15 protein-coding genes and 1 riboswitch are annotated in these 18,409 nt (G+C 60.6%); of the genes, 10 read left to right on the plus strand and 5 right to left on the minus strand.

Annotated elements, in window-relative coordinates:
* Window positions 1-181 precede the first annotated feature (181 nt).
* From KC8_RS10760 to KC8_RS10770, 3 genes are all read left to right on the plus strand, one after another.
* Window positions 182-2,605 carry a TonB-dependent receptor gene (locus tag KC8_RS10760; RefSeq protein ID WP_037496403.1) on the plus strand — a complete coding sequence of 808 codons (2,424 nt, stop codon included), beginning with the start codon at window positions 182-184 and terminating at the stop codon, window positions 2,603-2,605.
* A 78-nt stretch (window positions 2,606-2,683) separates the two neighbouring features.
* Window positions 2,684-4,006, plus strand: a complete 1,323-nt coding sequence (locus KC8_RS10765) for a metal-dependent hydrolase family protein (protein WP_010126146.1) — start codon at window positions 2,684-2,686, stop codon at window positions 4,004-4,006.
* Window positions 4,007-4,144: 138 nt separating this feature from the next.
* The gene (locus KC8_RS10770; RefSeq protein ID WP_010126147.1) at window positions 4,145-5,467 is read left to right on the plus strand and encodes a metal-dependent hydrolase family protein; all 1,323 of its coding nucleotides are present in this window, start codon (window positions 4,145-4,147) and stop codon (window positions 5,465-5,467) included.
* A gap of 43 nt (window positions 5,468-5,510) precedes the next feature.
* Here the strand turns inward: KC8_RS10770 and KC8_RS10775 are convergent, their stop codons facing one another.
* A complete protein-coding gene (locus KC8_RS10775) occupies window positions 5,511-6,029 on the minus strand; it encodes an Lrp/AsnC family transcriptional regulator (RefSeq protein WP_232455520.1) in 519 nt (172 codons plus the stop codon).
* Window position 6,030: 1 nt separating this feature from the next.
* Window positions 6,031-6,474, minus strand: a complete 444-nt coding sequence (locus KC8_RS10780; protein ID WP_138956708.1) for a hypothetical protein — start codon at window positions 6,472-6,474, stop codon at window positions 6,031-6,033.
* A 1-nt stretch (window position 6,475) separates the two neighbouring features.
* Between KC8_RS10780 and KC8_RS20305 the strand changes: the two genes are divergently transcribed.
* Window positions 6,476-6,664, plus strand: coding sequence for a hypothetical protein (locus tag KC8_RS20305; RefSeq protein WP_138956709.1), 189 nt, complete (start codon window positions 6,476-6,478; stop codon window positions 6,662-6,664).
* A gap of 151 nt (window positions 6,665-6,815) precedes the next feature.
* Here the strand turns inward: KC8_RS20305 and KC8_RS10785 are convergent, their stop codons facing one another.
* Entirely contained in the window at window positions 6,816-7,589 is a 774-nt protein-coding gene (locus KC8_RS10785; protein WP_010126150.1) for an SDR family NAD(P)-dependent oxidoreductase, read from the minus strand.
* A 25-nt stretch (window positions 7,590-7,614) separates the two neighbouring features.
* Window positions 7,615-7,986 (minus strand): RidA family protein, encoded by a 372-nt coding sequence (locus KC8_RS10790; protein ID WP_010126152.1) that lies wholly within the window; start codon window positions 7,984-7,986, stop codon window positions 7,615-7,617.
* A gap of 225 nt (window positions 7,987-8,211) precedes the next feature.
* Between KC8_RS10790 and KC8_RS10795 the strand changes: the two genes are divergently transcribed.
* Window positions 8,212-9,057 (plus strand): TonB-dependent receptor, encoded by an 846-nt coding sequence (locus tag KC8_RS10795; protein WP_158217679.1) that lies wholly within the window; start codon window positions 8,212-8,214, stop codon window positions 9,055-9,057.
* Between the two features lie 45 nt (window positions 9,058-9,102).
* Complete coding sequence (locus KC8_RS10800; protein WP_050805424.1) at window positions 9,103-10,536, plus strand: TonB-dependent receptor; 1,434 nt, start codon at window positions 9,103-9,105, stop codon at window positions 10,534-10,536.
* A 69-nt stretch (window positions 10,537-10,605) separates the two neighbouring features.
* Here the strand turns inward: KC8_RS10800 and KC8_RS10805 are convergent, their stop codons facing one another.
* On the minus strand, window positions 10,606-11,181 hold the full coding sequence (locus KC8_RS10805) for a TetR/AcrR family transcriptional regulator (RefSeq protein WP_083831256.1): 576 nt from the start codon (window positions 11,179-11,181) through the stop codon (window positions 10,606-10,608).
* A 206-nt stretch (window positions 11,182-11,387) separates the two neighbouring features.
* On the opposite strand from KC8_RS10805, the gene KC8_RS10810 reads away from it, so the two are divergent.
* The 4 genes from KC8_RS10810 to KC8_RS10825 all read left to right on the plus strand — a co-directional run bounded on the left by KC8_RS10810 (window position 11,388) and on the right by KC8_RS10825 (window position 18,396).
* On the plus strand, window positions 11,388-12,680 hold the full coding sequence (locus KC8_RS10810) for an MFS transporter (RefSeq protein ID WP_010126154.1): 1,293 nt from the start codon (window positions 11,388-11,390) through the stop codon (window positions 12,678-12,680).
* A gap of 86 nt (window positions 12,681-12,766) precedes the next feature.
* Window positions 12,767-14,119 carry an NAD(P)/FAD-dependent oxidoreductase gene (locus tag KC8_RS10815; protein WP_010126155.1) on the plus strand — a complete coding sequence of 451 codons (1,353 nt, stop codon included), beginning with the start codon at window positions 12,767-12,769 and terminating at the stop codon, window positions 14,117-14,119.
* A gap of 108 nt (window positions 14,120-14,227) precedes the next feature.
* On the plus strand, window positions 14,228-15,841 hold the full coding sequence (locus KC8_RS10820; protein ID WP_010126156.1) for a GMC family oxidoreductase: 1,614 nt from the start codon (window positions 14,228-14,230) through the stop codon (window positions 15,839-15,841).
* Window positions 15,842-16,000: 159 nt separating this feature from the next.
* Window positions 16,001-16,245, plus strand: a riboswitch (cobalamin riboswitch).
* A gap of 177 nt (window positions 16,246-16,422) precedes the next feature.
* Window positions 16,423-18,396 carry a TonB-dependent receptor plug domain-containing protein gene (locus KC8_RS10825; protein ID WP_010126157.1) on the plus strand — a complete coding sequence of 658 codons (1,974 nt, stop codon included), beginning with the start codon at window positions 16,423-16,425 and terminating at the stop codon, window positions 18,394-18,396.
* Window positions 18,397-18,409 lie beyond the last annotated feature (13 nt).

The following is an 18,409-nucleotide window of genomic DNA, read 5'->3' on the forward strand; positions in this document are numbered from 1 at the left end:
AAGGTCGGAGAGAAGCAGGGAATTAAGCGGGCTGCGGTGCGGTTGCCCATCCGGGCATATGAAGCCGCACCATCCATAGAATTCAGAACGCAGACATCACGCGGTTTCAGGGAGCCGCGGGCAACGGCGTCGTGCGTCCAGATCTGGACGACACTTCAACGCGAACAAGGGGGTAAGGTTGATGAGCGTGACATCCATGGTTCCGGAGTCCCGGTTCGGCTTCAAGGCGGCGCTGCTGTGCACGGCGCTTTCGCTGGCAGCGGCCCCGGCATGGGCGCAGGATGCGCCCGCCGCCGTCGCAAGCGACGCCACAGCATCGGCGAACAACAATGACGCCGATATCGTCGTGACCGCGCTCAAGCGGGCCACCAACATCCAGGAAACACCGCTCTCCATTTCCGCCGTCAGCGCAAAAACCCTCAACAATATGGGCATTTCGGATAGCCAGCAGCTGGCGCGCAGCACGCCAAGCCTGGTTTTCCGCGAAAACGGCAATGGCCCCGGCACGCGCGTCATCATCCGCAATATCCAGAGCGCCGGTGAACCGATGGTCGGCGTCTATTATGACGAGACCCCGCTGATCGGATCGGTCAGCGTGAGCAGCGACGCCGGCGGCAGCAGCCCTGAAATCCGCCTGTTCGATGTCGAACGGGTCGAAGTTCTGCGTGGGCCGCAGGGTACGCTTTATGGCTCGGGATCGATGGCCGGCACGCTGCGCATGATCTTCAACAAACCGCAGATGGATACGTTCGAAGGGATGGCGGCAGGCCAGCTCAGTTCGACATCGCATGGCGGTTTCGGTTGGGAAACGCAGGGAATGATCAACGCGCCGATCATTCCCGGCATCCTCGCCGCGCGCGCCGTGGGCTTTTATCGCGATCGCGACGGCTATCTCGACAATAGCCGCCTTGGGTTGAAGAATTTCAACGATACCACCAGCAAGGGCGGCCGCCTGATGCTGCGCTTCACGCCCAATCAGGACGTGACGTTCGATGCGCTGGCGGTGGTGCAGGATACCGACACCTTCCATTCAAACTGGTTTTTCCCCAGCTACGACGCAGGCGGAAAGCCTTATGATGCAAGCTATGAATCGCTGCAGCCGCAGAAGGACAACCTCCACCTCTATAGCGGCACGCTGAACTGGGATTTTGGCGGTGTCACCGTAACGGGTGTCGTGTCTTATTCGAAGCGCGACATCATCTACAATTACGATACATCCCAATATTTCCGGAACGCGGCAGCCGGCGCAACGGTCAATTCGGCGGGCTGCAAGGCGTATTTCAACACTGGTGGCGGTGCATGCTCCACCGGTCAGCTTGCCGACTATAAGCTATTTGCGCTGTCGCAGGCACCGTCGACCGCTTATTCGCCGCAACAGACCAAGAATTTCACGCAGGAAATCCGGGTTTCGTCGAACGGCAGCGGTCCGCTTGACTGGACGGTGGGCTTCTATCGTGCCGATCGTGACAGCAGCATCGTCAGCGATGTCAACGCGGTCGATCCGGCGACGGGACTGATGATCACCCCGCTCACCACCGTGCCGGTGACCGTAGGCAATGTGACGCGGGCGCCCAACGTGTTCTTCCGCCGCGCGATCGAAGACGAGTTGAAGCAGATCGCCTTCTTCGGCGAGGCCACCTATGCGGTCAGCGACCGGCTGAACATCACCGGCGGCGCGCGCTACTTCAATTACAAGAAAACCGTGATCGGATCGGTTTCGGTGCCCAACGTCATCATCGGCAACGGCATCCAGCCGCCGACGACCGCCAAGGCCAAGGAAAGCGGCTGGGTGTTCAAGTTCAATGCGGACTATGACATCACCGACGACGTGATGGTCTATGCGCAGGCATCGCAGGGTTTCCGCCCCGGCGGGGTGAACCAGGTGATCGGACTGCCCGATACGCTGGGTCCGTATACATCCGACAGCCTGTGGAATTATGAACTTGGGTTCAAGACGGCCTGGCTCGATCGGGCGCTGATCATCAACTTCGATATCTTCCAGGTCGACTGGAAGGATATCCAGTCGGCGGCGCAGACAACGACCGCGCAGTCGAACGGATCGACCTTCTCGTTCATCACCAATGCCGGCAATGTGCGCATTCGCGGTATCGAACTTGAATCGACGCTGCGCCCGATCGACGGCCTGACGCTGCAGGCTTCGGGTTCGTACATCGAAGCCAAACTGACTGAGGATCAGCGCCCGGTGGGCGGTGTCACCATCACCGGCGCGGGCCTGAAGGGCGATCTGGTGCCCAACACGCCCAAGGTGACGTTCCAGGGCTCGGCGCAGTACAACTTCCCCGTCAGCGACGGCATCGACATGATGATGCGCGCCGACACCAGCTATATCGGTTCGTCGTGGAACCTGTATCGCCGCACCAACGCCTTCCAGCAGAAGTTGCCGGGCTATGCCACGGTGGGCCTGCGCACCGGGTTCGAAGCCAGTGACGGCGATTGGGGCGTCTATCTGTTCGCCAACAATCTGTTCAACAAGGTCGGCCTGTCGACCAAGGGCAATGGCGCCCTGTTCGGCGGCAGCACTTTCGTGCGGACGGTTTCGATCGCGCCGCGCGTGATCGGCCTCGATTTCCGCAAAAAGTTCTGATCCGGCGCCCTTCGGGGACAGTTCGGCATGACCAGCAACAGGCCCCCCGCAGACTGGGCGGGGGGCAGGGAGGCAAGAATGTCTGCAATCCATAAGACCCCGCGGATCGTAACGACGGCGATTGCTCTGGCGCTGGCGGCGGGTGCCGCACCCGCTTTGGCGAAGGATGTCGTGATCCACGCCGGCAAGCTGATCGATGGTGTTGCGGCGACGCCCAGGAACAAGGTTTCGATCATCATCAAGGATGATCGCATCGTCAGCGTCGAAAATGGCTTCGTCACGCCGACAGGCGCGGAGGTGATCGATCTTTCGGCGGCAACCGTGCTGCCGGGCTTCATTGAAACGCACGACCATATCTCGTCTTCGGGCGATCGCCGCCCGATGAACCGCTTCACGCAGAGCGAGGGCGATGCCATCATCGCGGGCGTGCTCAACATGCGGCGCGAAGTCGAACTGGGCTTCACCACGGTGCGGGACATGGGTTCGGGGCCACTCACCGGCCCGGCACTCGTCCGCGCGATCGAAGGCAAGAAGATCGTCGGCCCCCGCTTATGGCCGGCGCTTGAGGCACTTGGCCCCACTGGCGGCCATTCGGATCGCGCCAATGGCATGCGCCCTGACATCCGCTTTGACGGGCGCGAGGCCGCGATCGTCGACACCCCGGAAGAAGCCCGTATCCGCGTGCGCGAACATCAACGGCGTGGCGCCAGGGTGATCAAGATCATGCCCAGCGGCGGCGTTGCCTCCATTGGGGATGATCCGCACCACATGGTGATGACCGACGCGGAGATGAAGGCCGTCGTCGAAACCGCGCACGCGCTGGGGCTGAAAGTCGCGGCGCACGCGCATGGCAAGAAAGCGATCGACCATGCGGTTCTCGCCGGTGTCGATTCGATCGAACATGGCACCTATGCCGATGCCGAAAGCTACAAGCTGATGAAGGAGCGCGGCACCTTCCTCGTGCCGACCCTGCTTGTCGCCGACGCGATCTACCAGACTGCGACCAAAACGCCCGATCTGCTGCCACCCACCGTTGCCGACAAGGCGATCGCGGTGACGCCGACGATGATCGGCAATGCCGGCCGTGCGTACAAGGCGGGTGTCAGGATCGCGTTCGGCACCGATCAGGGCGCAACCTCCAACCGCAACAAGGCCGAGGAATTCGCGCTGCTGGTGAAGGCGGGGCTGACACCGATGGATGCGATCTTCACCGCGACGCGCAACGCCGCCCAGCTGCTCGGCACACCCGAAGATGTGGGTTCGGTGCAGGCTGGCCGCTATGCCGATATCGTCGCGGTGTCAGGCGATCCGCTGGCCGACATCACCGAATTGCAACGCGTTCAGTTCGTGATGAAGGGTGGCGAAGTGCTGAAGAAGGACGGGGTTCTCACCCGGCCATGATGGCTGCGTCGCCGGGTGGGGGCGTCCCCGGCGATCCCCCTTTCGCTCAGGCGCCCCATCACTCTGCTGTCCTTGGGGGAGGCGGCGTCGGCACCAGCCGGTCCGAAAAACGGATCATCGCATAACAAGGGAAGCGGAATGACGATTGCACGCATGAAAAAGATCGGGCGGATGGCTGCGGCCGCACTGATGGCGCTGGCGGCGTCGCCCGCTTTGGCAAAGGATGTCGTGATCCACGCCGGCAAGCTGATCGATGGTGTATCGGCGACACCCAAGCGCAACGTTTCGATCCTGATCAAGGATGACCGCATCACCGCGGTAGAAAGTGGTTTCGTGACGCCGGCCGGGGCCGAGGTGATCGACCTCAGCCAGGCGACCGTCCTTCCCGGCTTTATCGACGTGCACAACCATGTCACCGGTGGCGGATCGCGGCGCGACAAGCTGCGCGGCACACCGGAACAAAGCGCCTTCCAGTCGGTGTGGAATGTCCGCGCGATCCTCAATGGCGGTTTCACCACGGTGCGCGATGTCGGCGGCAATATCGAAGTGCTGAGCGGCCTCAAGCAGGCAGTCAACAACAACCTGATTCCAGGGCCACGCCTCCTGATTTCCGGTCCCGCGCTCAGCCCGACGGGCGGCCATTCGGACCCGTCCAACGGCATCGATCCACGCTGGCAGCGGGCGGACGACTGGAAGATGACCGTGGTCGATGGCCCAGTCGAAGCGATCCGGGCAGTGCGCGAACTGCGCAAACGCGGCGCCGACGTGATCAAGATCCATTCCAGCGGCGGTGTCGCCAGCGTGGGCGACGATCCCAATTTGCAACTGCTGCGCGATGATGAACTGAAGGCGATCGTTGAAACCGCGCATTCGCTGGGCATGAAAGTCGCCAGCCACGCCCATGGCAAAGGCGGGATCGATGCCGCCATCCGCGCCGGTGTCGATTCGATCGAACATGGCACCTATTCCGATGCCGAAACCTACAAGCTGATGAAGGAACGCGGCACCGTCATGGTTCCGACCTTGTTCGCCGCCAACGAGATTTACGAGGTTGCGACCAAGACACCCGATCTGCTGCCGCCCACGGTTGCAGGCAAGGCGATCGCCGTGACGCCGACGATGGAAGGCAACGCGATCCGTTCGTACAAGGCCGGGGTCAAGATCGCACTCGGCACCGATCAGTTGGGCTGGCGGCCGCATGGCCAGAATGCGCTGGAATTTCAATATCTGGTGAAGGCGGGTATCCCGGCGATCGACGCGATCTTTGCAGGGACGCGCAACGCGGCCGAACTGCTTGGCAAATCGGCCGATATCGGTTCGGTGCAGGCCGGGCGTTATGCCGATATCGTGGCGGTGGCAGGTGATCCGCTGGCCGACATCACCGAATTGCAGCGCGTTCAGTTCGTGATGAAGGGCGGCACCGTTTATAAGTCGGGCGGCAAGCCGCTACCGTTCGACTGATACCTGTTATCCCGCTGGTTCGCGTCACTCGAACCGGCGGGTTTCACATCGACAGGCCGGGCCTGCGCACAACCGATTTGAGCGCGAAGCTCGATGTGATGTGCGCCACGTTCGGGATGCGGGTCAGTTCCGACAGCAGTTTCTGGTAATGCTCGAGATCATGCACGACGACACGGATCAGGTAATCGGCATTGCCTGTCGTCTGGAAACAACTGGTGACTTCGGTCAACCGCGTGACACGCTCCTCGAACACCGAAAGCGCATCTTCGGACTGGCGTTCCAGCCTGACCGAAATGAACGCGCTCAAGGTACCCGCGAGCCGTCGTTCGTCGAGGGTTGCTGTATAGCCTTCTATAAACCCTTGCGTCTCCAGCTTGCGCACACGGCGCAATGTGGGCGTCAGCGACAAGCCGATCCTGTCGGCGAGATCACGCCAGCTGATCCGGCCATTGCGAACCAGTGCACGCAGGATTTTGACGTCATAATTATCGAGGTCGGTTAAAGGCCGCGCACCGGCTGCCCCACGATCGCCCATCGAGCCACCGGCCCGCAGTTGATCCACCTTAATGCGTCCCGACGGTATGGCCGTCACTGATGCGGTAGAAAACCCCGCCTTTGGGTTGGTCGACGAGTTCGAGATGGCCGGTTATCGTGATGGCGCCGGTACGCAGGGCGATGGGTTTGTCCATCCGCACCTCGATGAAGCGGGTCGGCCCGACCGTCATGTGGAACAGGCAATCCGGTGGCGATGCAAAGAGCAGAAAATGATCCTGTTCGGCAGCTTCCGTGGTCGCCATCATGAAACCCGCCACGGTAACTTTCTTACCGCGCTGGGCGACGACTTCCGCCGAATAAGCGGGTCGAAGATGCTGCGTTCCGGTGGCCTCATCAGTCCATTCGATCGCGTCGGAGGACATCAGCACCTCCCATGACAGGCCATTTTCCGGTACCGGCGCAAAGATATCTTCATCATGCGCGAACACGGGTGCCGGGGTAAGAATGGGCAATATGGCGCACGCCGCCATGGCCAAGGCCCGTCCATTGAAACGCATCTTTTGCGACCCCCCAATCGACCTCGGCCTTTTGTTTTCAAATTGCGCGAACAATTTGCAGCCGATGGTGCAATTGGAAATGATGACGCGATCTCTGGCTACAGTCCAGACCGATCGCCGCCGCATGACCCGAGCACGCACGTGATTTTCGTTGCATAAAATGCAATAAAATCACGTGCGTGCTTCTCGACGAACATAGGCGTCGCGCGACCGAACTCACCGGGAACAGGCGATCTGGGCCAACCTTCGAAACCATCACATCGTGAAGATCGGGATTGGCGACACACCCAAACCTATCAGCGCTGCGATGATATGTTCCCGCCATCGACAACGATTTCGGCGGCCGTGATGTAACTGGCCTCCGTGGACAGGAGGAAACGGACGACACGGCCGATTTCTTCAGGCTCGCCGATGCGATCGAGCAGGATGCGGCTTTCGAAGAAACGTTCGGGCAGGTTTTCGATCGCCGGCTTCATCATCGGCGTCAAAATCTGCCCCGGCGACACCGAATTGATACGGATACCGTCGCGGCCGAGCCGATCGGCCAGCGAACGCACCAATGACAGCAATCCGCCCTTCGCCGCGCTGTAGATGGGATTGAGCGCATTTCCGAGCGTGGCGTTGATCGAGGTGATCGCGACGATCGCCGAACCTGGCTGGGCGGCAAGATCGACGTGGATCGCCTGAGTGATGAAGGTGAACGCGCGCAGGTGAATGCCGATGCCATCTTCCCAGCTTTGCGCCGTAATCCCTTCGAGTGAACCTGTGTCGACAATGCCCGCCGCGTGAACGAGGCCGCCCGGCGCGCCGATCGCGGCACGCGTGGCATCCAATGCCGGGCCGATGGCGTCAAGGCTGCGCAGATCCACGCCTATGCCGACCGCGGCAACGCCATATTCGGCAGCAATCGCCATGGCGGATTCCACCGCCTTTGCAGTGTTGATATCCCACAAGGCGACAGGGCGCCCTACGCCAGCCAACGCCTGTGCACAGGCCAGCCCAATGCCCGAAGCGCCGCCCGTGATAATCACGGGGGTGGCGGGTGAACCGAGGGTCGGGGTCATGATCATTCGGAATATCCTTATGGAAGTGTAATTACGGCTGCCTGATTTTGGCGACCGCCTTGATCTCGACAAGCGACTCGGGGTGGCCGAGCGCCGCCACGCCTATCGCGGTCCAAGCGGGACGAGCCGATCCCTGAAACGCAGCTTTCTGCTTCATGAAAATGTCCATATGCCCTGGATAGCCGATGTGGAATGTCGTCAGATCGACGACGTCCCCGGCATTGCAGCCATATTGTTCGAGCAACGCGCGAAGCGCCGCAAATGCCAATGCGAATTGGCGATCCGGGTCAGCGGGGACACTGCCATCCGCATCCATGCCGATCTGCCCGGAACAGAACAGAAATCCACCAGATACGATGGCAGGCGAAAAGCCATAATCTGCCGCGTTGATCTGATCCGACACAATATTCTCCCCAATCTATCTGCCCGCTTCGAACGCGGCCCGCTGAACCGGAGCACCACGCACGCGCGGCTGACGGCAATCTCCTACCAGCATGCGTTCAATTTTCAAACAGGACATTGTGTCTTGTTTGAAAGCACGTTATGCCGATCAGCGCTATCTCTCTGAACGATCAGAAACTTCAGATTTATATGCTTTATCAAATATTTAATGCGTGGGGACATGCTGATGCTGAAGGGAATCGCGTTAAAGGGTCTGTTGCTTGCCGGCGCAGGTTTTGTGGCCACTCCGTCCGTGGCTGCGGTCGTCAACGATGGGGATAAACCCGCGGCGTCAGGCCAGCTCGACGAGATCGTCGTGACGGCACGGCGCACGCAGGAAAATCTTCAAACCACACCAGTCGCGGTCACCGCCCTGTCGGGCCTGATGATCGACAAGCTCAACATTCAGGACGTTTCCGCCGTCCCGCAATTCACCCCGAACCTGAGCATCAGCCAGCAACCCGCCGCGATCACCGCTGCATCGGTCTATATCCGCGGGATTGGCAATGCCTCGCCTTCGGCCGTGTCCGAACAGGGGGTCGGCATCTATCTCGACGGCGTCTATATTGCCCGTTCGGCCGGTGCGATCTTCGATCTGGTCGATCTTGAGCGCATCGAAGTACTGCGCGGCCCGCAGGGCACGCTGTTCGGGCGCAACAGCGTCGGCGGGGCTATCCAGCTTGTCAGCAAAAAACCATCTAGCGAGATGGGCCTTGAGGCGAAGGGCGGCTATGCCCGTTTCGGCGATTGGTTTGCCCGCGCGCGCGTCGACACTGGCTATCTCGGTGGCCTGCCGATCAAGGCCGCCTTGTCCTACCAGCACCGTCAGCGAGATGGCTTCTTCGACAACACACTGGCGCCTTCGAGCAAGGATCCCGGCGCGCTCAACAGCGATGCGGTGACAGTGGCAGTGCAAGGCGACTTCGGCAAGCTGACCGTCAACTACATGTTCGATTATAACCAGCGCGAAGGTACGCCATCCTTCTTCCAGGTCGTTGCGGCGACAGATGATGTCCGCAATTATTTCGGGTAATCGGCTGCACTTGGTGGTGCTCCGTTCCAGATCGGCACCAATGGGTTGCGGCAGGGCCAGCAGGCCTATGTGCTCAACCCCGATGGCGTGCCGACAATCGGCGTCAGGGCGAAGGTGCAGGGCCACGCTCTGACACTCAACTATGAAGCTCTGCCCGAACTGACGCTCAAGTCGATCACCGCTTATCGCAAATACCGGCAGGATGGCACCAACTCGCTGTCTGGCAATGGTGTGCTCAAGGGCTTCACCCTCAACCCGATCCTGTTCGTTGACGGCACCGTCATCCCGGAGGGAATCAACACGGTTAATCCCTATGATGGCTACACACCGCAGCGCCAGCGTCAGATTTCGCAGGAATTCCAGGCGCTCGGCAAATCGGGCGATTTCAGCTATGTCGCAGGCGCCTTCTACTTCAACGAGAAGTCATCGGAAGCCAATTTCCAGCAACTGACCTTTGTTCTGCCAGGCGGCGACGCCGGCGTGAACCTGGCGCCGCTGCAGGCGTTCCGTGGCACCGCCGAATCCTACGCACTGTTCGGGCAGACAAGCTACACGCCGAATGGCGGCAACCTCGAACTGACGGCCGGCCTGCGCTATACTTGGGATCAGAAGACGCTGCTCCTGGCAGGCGATGTGAATCCGCCGCGGCCAGCGCGAGCCGCGTTCGAGAATCTGTCATGGCTGCTATCCGCCAACTATAAATTCTCGAACGCTGCGATGGCATATGTTCGCGCATCCAGTGGGTTTCGTTCGGGCGGCATCAATCCCGCGTCGAGCACGATCAACACGTTCGCCCCGGAAAAGGTGGTTTCCTATGAAGGGGGCATCAAGGCGGAATGGTTCGACCGTCGCCTGCGGACCAATCTTGCGGCTTTTTATGTCGACTATAAGGATCTGCAGATATCGCAGTTCGAGGCGGGTAGCGGCGGCGCCACTTCGACGATCATCAATGCCGGCAAGGTTGTGTACAAAGGGATCGAGGCCGAAATCACGGCGATCCCCGTCGATGGGCTGACGCTGGATATGTCGTTCGGCTACACCGATCCCACCTACAAGACCTATCTCTACCGCGATCCACAGACCGACATGGTCACCAACGTGGCCAATGAAGCGCGCATGTCGCAAACCGCGAAGTTCAATTCGCACATCGGCGCGCAATATGAAGCGGATATCGGCTTTGCCACATTGTCGCTGCGTACCGATTACGCGTATCGCAGCACGATCTACTGGTTCACGCTCGATCGCATCAACAAGTTCAACCGCGAACTCCGGTCACGGCCCGACCATAATCTGCGCGCGCGCATCGGCCTTGCCGGCATCGAAGTGGGTGGCGGCGCGCTGGATCTGAGCCTGTGGGGCGACAATCTGACCAATGACAGGAACATCGATTTCGGCATCGATTTCGGCGATCTCGGCTTCGGCAGTGCATCGTTCAAAAAACCACGCACGCTCGGCATCGATGCGAAACTGACTTATTGAAGCGAACGATCATCAAGCCGGGATCGGATGATCTGGCCCCGGCATCTCGCTTGAATCCATATTGGGTAATCAGGGCCGAACCGCGCAACCCGCGATCTGAACATCGACCAGTTCCCGCAAAAAATCCTCGGTGGGGGGCTGTTTTGCGATGACAACCAGGGCGGTAATTGTCGTCAATATGGTGGTGATGACCGTTACGGGATTGACCCCCTCACGGATTTCCCCGGCGGCCTGGGCGCGACGCAGTGTTTCGGCAAGGCCATGACTAATCTCATACCACTGTCGCCATGTTTCCTGATGCAGGAAACCCGACCCCATATAAGCGACCAGGGAATTTACCGCGATTTCATTGGGCTGCATGGCGAAATCGAAAAATGAGCGTGCGATCTGGTGAAGATCCGCCTGCCAATCGCCGCTTTCCGTGAACTTGAACTCGGAATTATGCGCGGTGAGGGCTTCGGCGATCAGCGCCTCGCGCGTCGGCCAGCGCGCATAAATGGTGGATCGCGCAATGCCGGAACGTTGCACCACATCGACGATGGTAAACTCGGTTGCGCCATCCTTGATCAATTCGAGCACTGTCGATGCGACGGTCCTGCGAACCTTTTCAGTGCGTCCTCCAGGACGAATCGTGCCGCGTGTCATGGTTCCTCCTAGGCCAGCGATACCAAGGCTTTCAAGCAGCAGCCGCAAACACCATTGAAACTAACAGGACAATATGTATTGTTACTAGGCAGGCGCGAACAGGCTCACCCTCAAGCGAATAAAGACACCTGCTGGAAGGGAGCGACCATGGCCGCAGCACATATGAACATCAGCGGGACCGGTTGGCGGCTAAAAGAGCAGGTCGGATGAGCCGCGGATGCGGGGACACCGCCCAGATTGTCGCACTGGCATGCAAGGACAGCGATACCATCGCCGCGTCACGATCGGTATCGGCCAACCGGCGGGCGTGGCTCCTGGTATTCGTGCTGTCACTTATCGCCTTTGCCATTATCGGCGTCACACTCACCTCGCTCAGTGTCTATCTGCCGGTGCTGCAACAAGAGTTTGGCTGGCACGAAGCTGAAATGGGCTGTCTCCCGGTTGCCATGTTGGTGGGCATGAGCATCGGCAATCTTCTGTCCGGTCGCTTGATGGCGGGCCTGGGTGTTCGCGGCGCCATCGCGATCGGCACCGCGGCGACGGGAATCGGCTGGGCGGTCGCCAGCCTGTCGAATACGCTGGCTTTTTTCATGGGAGCGATGGCGCTTACCGGTTGCGGGGCTGGCATCGCCACGATCGTCCCCGGGGTTGCCGCGATCACGCGCTGCTTTGATGCTCGTCGCGGGCTGGCGATAGGCGCGTTTATCGGTGCCTGCGCCCTTGCAGGGTCAATCGTGCCCTCCATAAGCGCCTTGCTCATCGCGGAATATGGCTGGCGCGCAACGTTCCTCATCGGGGGCAGTGCGATTGGCGCCGTATGTCTGCCTCTTGCGGCGTTGATACGCATATCACACGAAACCACATCTGCGGGTCATTCTGCGACAGACGGCGCATCCGCTGGAACGACCGGTCCAGCCGCCGGCGATGTCGCCAAGCTGCCGGCTTACTGGCTGCTTACTGCGGCCCTGACGTTAAGCCAGCTGTGCATGAACGGCATCCTGTTCAGTATTGTGGCCTTCTTCCTTCGCCACGGGTTCGCGCAGGATCATGCGGTCACGATCTACAGCGCGACCAATCTGATGGCATTGCCCGGCCTGTTCGTCGGCGGCGCCCTGGCCGATCGCTACGGCGCGAAAGCCGCATTGCCCGGTGTTCTGCTGCTCCAGGCCGCAGGAACATTGTGTCTGCTGGGCGTAACCGGGTCGCAAACGATGGGAAATGGCGCGGCAATTGCCGGCTTCATCCTGCTCTGGGGGCTAGCCGGCGGATTGCCGAGTCAGATCGGCCCAATGCTGCTGGCTGATCTTATCGGCGCGCGCGCCTTCGCGACGATGCTGGGCGTGACGCTCACCATCACCGGGTTGATAGGTGCGTTGGCGCCTGTGGCGACGGGATGGCTTTATGATGCCCGCGGCAGCTACGTGCCGCCGATCATTATCTGCGGTCTGCTGACGATATTGGCCGCCTTCATAACGTTATGCGTGAAGCGGCGGGATTAAACGCGCCACCGCGCAGTGCGATTGGCGGAGCCACCGCTTCGGCCAGCCAAGCCCCCTTTTCAGACCGATCGTTTCCAGGAGCAGCCATGGTCCCTCGCGACAGCAATGATGCCAAAACACTGACGGACCAGCAGATCCAATTCGAGCATGGACTGGTTCCCGTCGAAACGAGCGGCTGGACAATGCCCGAAGGGCTGGCCACGCGCTATCCGGCCCTTGAAGGCGATGTCGATGTCGATGTCGCCATCGTCGGCGCCGGTTTGGCCGGCAGTTCGCTCGCCCTGCATCTGGCCGAAGCGGGCATACGGGTCGCGGTGGTGGAGGCCCGCCAGCCCGGCTGGGGCGCATCTGGACGCAACGCCGGTCACGTCCTGCCGATCCTGAAGGACATGCAGCTGCTTGCCGCCTTCCCCGATGGCGGCCGGAAGTTCATCAACATCTTTCGCGAACACCACACGATCCCGTTTGATCTGTCGCAGAAGCATGGGATCGACTGCGATGCGACGCGTTCGGGCTATCTGAACGGCATGACCAGACGCGCGACCTTCCAGGATTTCCTGGCCAGGTCTGCCTATCTGCAAGACATGGGCTTTCAGAAAGTCACGCCGCTGACTGGCGCGGACATGAAAACGGCTACCGGATCGGATTATTATCCGTTCGGCGTGGTTTATGAAAATGGCGGGCGGGTTAACCCCTATCGCTTCACCAACGGCATGATTGCCGCCGCGGTGCGTATGGGCGCGGCGGTTTATGGCGACAGCGAGGCGCTGACGCTCGGCAAGGACGGCGGGCGCTGGCGTTTGTCCACGACGGGCGGCATCGTTCGTGCCGGCCGCGTGATCTTCTGCACCAATGCTTATCCGACAGATGTCGTGCCCCAATTCACCAAGGGCTTCTATCCGCTCACCGCCTACGCCCTGACCACCCGGCCGCTGCCAGCCGAGGCGCTGGATCATATCATGCCCGGCGGCGCGACCTTCGCGCAGGTGCCGGTCGATCTCAATCCGCTCGTCCGCGACAGGCATAACCGGCTGATTCTGTCGTCGATCCCGAAGATAGGGGGATCGTCGGATGCCGCCTGGCATTTCCAGAACCAGTTGCGCTGGATCCACCGTACCTGGCCCGCAACCCGGCATATGCGGATCGAACTGGAAGCCTATTGGACCGGCCGTGTGGCGATGCGCGACAAGGAATTTCCCGGCGTGTTCGAACTGCAACCCGGCCTGTACGGGCTGATGTACTGCAATGCCTGGGGCAATGTGATGGCGCCACTGATGGGCAAGATCCTGGCCGAAGGGCTGCAACGCGACCGCATGGACGCGCTGCCCTTCCCCATCGAACAACTGGAACCGGTATCGTTCCAGCGCAAACACGAAGTGTTGATCCGGCACCTGCTGATTCCGGCAGCCCGCATCGCCCAGCGGCTGAACATCCTTTGACGCAGAATGGGGATCACGGCGGCACGGTCCGACGGCGACCGCCGCCAGAAACCCGCGAAAGCCTTCATCCGAGTAATAGTTCGAACCAATCAGAGAGGCCTGATCTGCATGTCTGCCCAACCCGATTTTGATTATATTGTCATCGGCGCCGGTTCGGCGGGCTGCGTCCTGGCCAACCGGCTATCCGCCGACCCCCGAAACAAGGTGCTGCTGCTCGAAGCGGGCGGCAAGGACCGTAACCCGCTGATCCACATCCCGGCCGGTTTCCTGCCAATGCTTCAGCGGGGCATGTTCAGCTGGAACTATGAAACGGCCCCGCAAAAGCATCTCGACAACCGCATACTCCACGACGCGCGAGGCAAGGTTCTTGGGGGCAGCAGTTCCATCAACGGCATGTGCTACAGCCGCGGCGCGCCCGAGATTTTCGACGGATGGGCCGAAAGCGGCAATGCCGGATGGTCCTATCGCGATGTGCTTGCCTATTTCAAGAAGGCCGAGAATAACGAACATGCCGGGAACGACTATCACGGCAATTCCGGTCCGTTGCGTGTCACCAGGGCACAGATCGAAAGCCCGGTCATCCGAGCATGGCTTCAAGCCGCACAAGAGACCGGATTTTCCTACAACGACGATCATAATGGGGCCAACTCCGAAGGCTTTGGTCCATCGGAACGAACGATCTATAAAGGCCGCCGGATCAGTACGGCCGTCGCCTATCTGAATCCGGCACGGCGTCGCCCCAATCTCAAGATCGAGACGCAGGCATATGTCACGAAATTGCTGTTCGACGGATCCCGCGTCATCGGCGTCGAATATCGCCAGCACGGCGCGCTCAAGCGCATGTACGCCGGCTCCGAAATCATCGTGAGCGCTGGCACGTTCCAGTCCGCCCAGCTGCTCATGTTATCGGGAATCGGTGACGCCGTTCACCTGCGGTCCGTCGGAATCGATCCGGTTCTGGATCTCAAAGGTGTCGGCCAGAACCTGCACGATCATGTCGGGACGCAAGTGCAATTCACCTGTCCCGAACCGGTTACGGACTACAAATATATTGGCAGCCCTCTCATGATGGCGCGCACGGTCATCAGATATATGGCCGCCAGAAAGGGCCTGATTGCCAGCAACAGCACGGATGCCGTGGCCTACTTGCGATCCGGCGCGCCCGGAAACTCACACTTGGATCTCAAATATTATTTCATTCCGATCCTCACCGATCCGGCAGGCGGTGTCGCCGCCGAACATGGTGTTTCGAATTTGGTTATCCTGACCCGGCCTGAAAGCCGCGGGGAACTCAGGCTGCGCTCGCCCGATCCGCTGGCGCCTCCGATCATCGACGCGAATTATCTGGGTCATGAGCGTGATCGCGAGGTGCTGCGGCGCGGCGTGAGAATTTCCCGAAAGATCTTTGGTCAGAAGGCCTATGCCCAGTTCCGTGGGCGTGAAGTAACGCCGGGCGCCGATGTCGAGCGGGATGATGATCTGGAAGCCTATTTCAGGCGCACGATCGGCGTGAATTATGAGGCCGTGGGCACATGCCGGATGGGCAACGACATGCTCGCCGTGGTGGATGATAAGCTCCGGGTGCGCGGTATAAGCGGCCTGCGTGTCGCCGATGCGTCGATCATGCCCAGAATCACGACCGGCGATCCGAATGCGACGGTGATCATGATCGCGGAAAAGCTGGCAGATTTGCTACTGGTTGCGCCACGTCAGGCAGTGTGAAACGGCGGTGGCAGGTCCGCTTTCATTGTCTGCGTGGCCCAGGCCAATTTAACTCCTAAATCTCTACAGCGACTTCGCGGCCAACCGCGGCGCTTGAGCTTGGGGCTTGGAATTTCATCGCTATCGCCTTATGCCCCCGCATGAAACCATCCCAACGGATGGTTTCATGATCGCGCCGGTGTCCCGAGAGGGACTTAATAGGGAATGCGGTGCGGGCGGTTCCGATCGCCCAAATCCGCGGCTGTCCCTGCAACTGTAAGCGGTGAGCGAGACGCATATCGTCGGTCCCGATATTCGGGGCAGGCAGCCACTGGGCCGGACGCTAAATCATGCGAGGCCTGGGAAGGCCGTGCATCAAGCTGTGACCCGCGAGCCAGGAGACCTGCCAGCGTCTGGTCGCTCTTGCTGTGGCCCAGGGGCTGGTCGTGGCACGGAACTCCGTCTGAGCGACGCTTTGTGCGGCGGGAGCCGCACCGGTTCGCGTGGCCGGGTGCCGATGGCATCCGCCCGGTGACGCGCGCTGGCCGTTCGCGCGGACGCTCCCCGCCTGGTTTCGCTGATGCCGACGGGGGTAATCCCAAATGCAGTTCAGGAATATTTCGCAGGTGGCGCTGGCCACTGTTTTCGTATGTTCAGGCCACATCGCCCGGGCGGAGAACGTAGCCGACATCGTGGTCACGGGCGCGGGGCTGGAAGAAACGCTCCCGCAAGAGTTGGCCCATTACGGCAGTGCGATCGAGGTTGTGACCGAAAAACTGGTCAAGGACGGCGCCTTCGTCGATGTCGCCGCCGCTTTGGAACTGGTGCCGGGGCTTTACATCAAGCCGGCAAGTGGCCCGTTCAGCTATGTCGACCTGTCGTTGCAGGGATCGCGCACCCAGGATATTTTGTGGGCGGTCGACGGTATCCGCATCAACAACCGCCTTTACGGCGGAACTTCACCCAACGACACGCTGCCCGCCAGCATGATCGAACGGATCGAGGTGCTGAAGGGTGGCGAGAGCCTGTTCTACGGCACCCAGGCGGCGGCCGGCGTCATCAACATCGTCACACGATCGTTCAGCGATGACTTCAACGGCCAGATCAACGGCAGCGTCGATAATCGCGCAGGAACCAATCTTGACGGCTACCTCCGCGGCAGCATCGGCCGGCACCGGTTCGTCGCCTATGCGTCGCGCAACCGATCGGAGGGCTACCAGCCGTTCAGCGCGATGGAACCGAGCGCGACGGACCGCAAGCGCGGCTATGAACTCTGGTCCGTCGGCGGCAAATATCAGTATGATCTGGGCGCGGACTTCGCGTTCAATCTGCAATATCAGCACACAGAGGCCAGACTCGACAATCTGAGCGCAATCCGTACCCGCGAAAGCCGCAATGACCGCAACGAGGAAATAGCAAGCGTCCGGCTCGATTATGTCGGCAACGACACGGTCCAGTTCTTCCTCAAAGGCTATTTCCACGACTGGAAGACAGCCTACATCCAGATCCGCAATGATCCGGCCACCGGCGCACCGGTCGTCATCTACCCGGAGGGTACATTCTGGGGGTACCGCGATTTTGGCGGCAGCGCGCTGGTCAAACTGAAGCCCCATCGCGGGTTGGAATATCTGGTCGGCTATGATTACCAGAATTTCAGCGGCCGCGACGACGTTCTGCTGATCGGCAAGAGCAAGGAACGGGTTCACGCAGGCACCTTCCAGGTTCGCACGACCGATGATCTGTCCCGCCGCGGGCGGTTTGCAGCGGGCTTGCGCTACAACAAGACGGGTGGTGCGCAGACGACGGTCTGGAACGTCTCCGGCCGGTCCGATGTCACCGCCAGTTTGTATGTCGAGGCCATCGGCGGCACATCCTTCATCCTGCCCGACGCCTCGCAACTCTATCAGATCGATCCCTGCTGCGAACGCGGCAACCCGAACCTGAAGCCGGAGGAAAGCCTCAATCTCAACGTCGCAACCGGCGGCACTCTCGCCACGGGCGCGCTGACCTGGCGGGCAACCTATTTCAGGCGTCGCATCGATAATCTCATCGATGTTTCATTCAACGACCCGGCATTTCCCGACGGCATCTACGTCAATGTCGATAGACGCGTGAAAGTCGAGGGTGGCGAATTTCAACTCAGCGCGGTGCTGGCAGAGGCCTGGCATCTCAGCGGCAGCTATACTGTCACCCGGGCACGCAACCAGGGATCGGATCGCCAGCGTGATCGGACGCCGAAGCAATTCGCCAGCGGCTCGATCGCCTATGCACCCGCGGATCGCCCGTTCGGCACTAATCTTTCGGTCAATTGGGTCGGGGATACATGGTCCTCGCCGGCCGGCTTCGCGCGGCAGAATTACGGCAATTATGCGGTCGTTGGCGCCGGTTTCCATCTGTATCCAGATGGCAGCGCCCGGCGACATCGTCTCGGCATCAACATCGAGAACATGTTCGACAATGACTATGCGACGCGGGGTTACGGCTCCGCGCAGCGCGATGATGGCAGCGGCCGTTTCCTATACTTCACCCGTGGCGTGCCGCGGACGCTCCGGGTCAGTTATGGTCTGAGCATTTAGGGGGAGCGCCGCA

Source organism: Sphingomonas sp. KC8, from assembly GCF_002151445.1.
In the GTDB taxonomy this organism is placed as follows: Bacteria; Pseudomonadota; Alphaproteobacteria; order Sphingomonadales; family Sphingomonadaceae; genus Sphingomonas_E.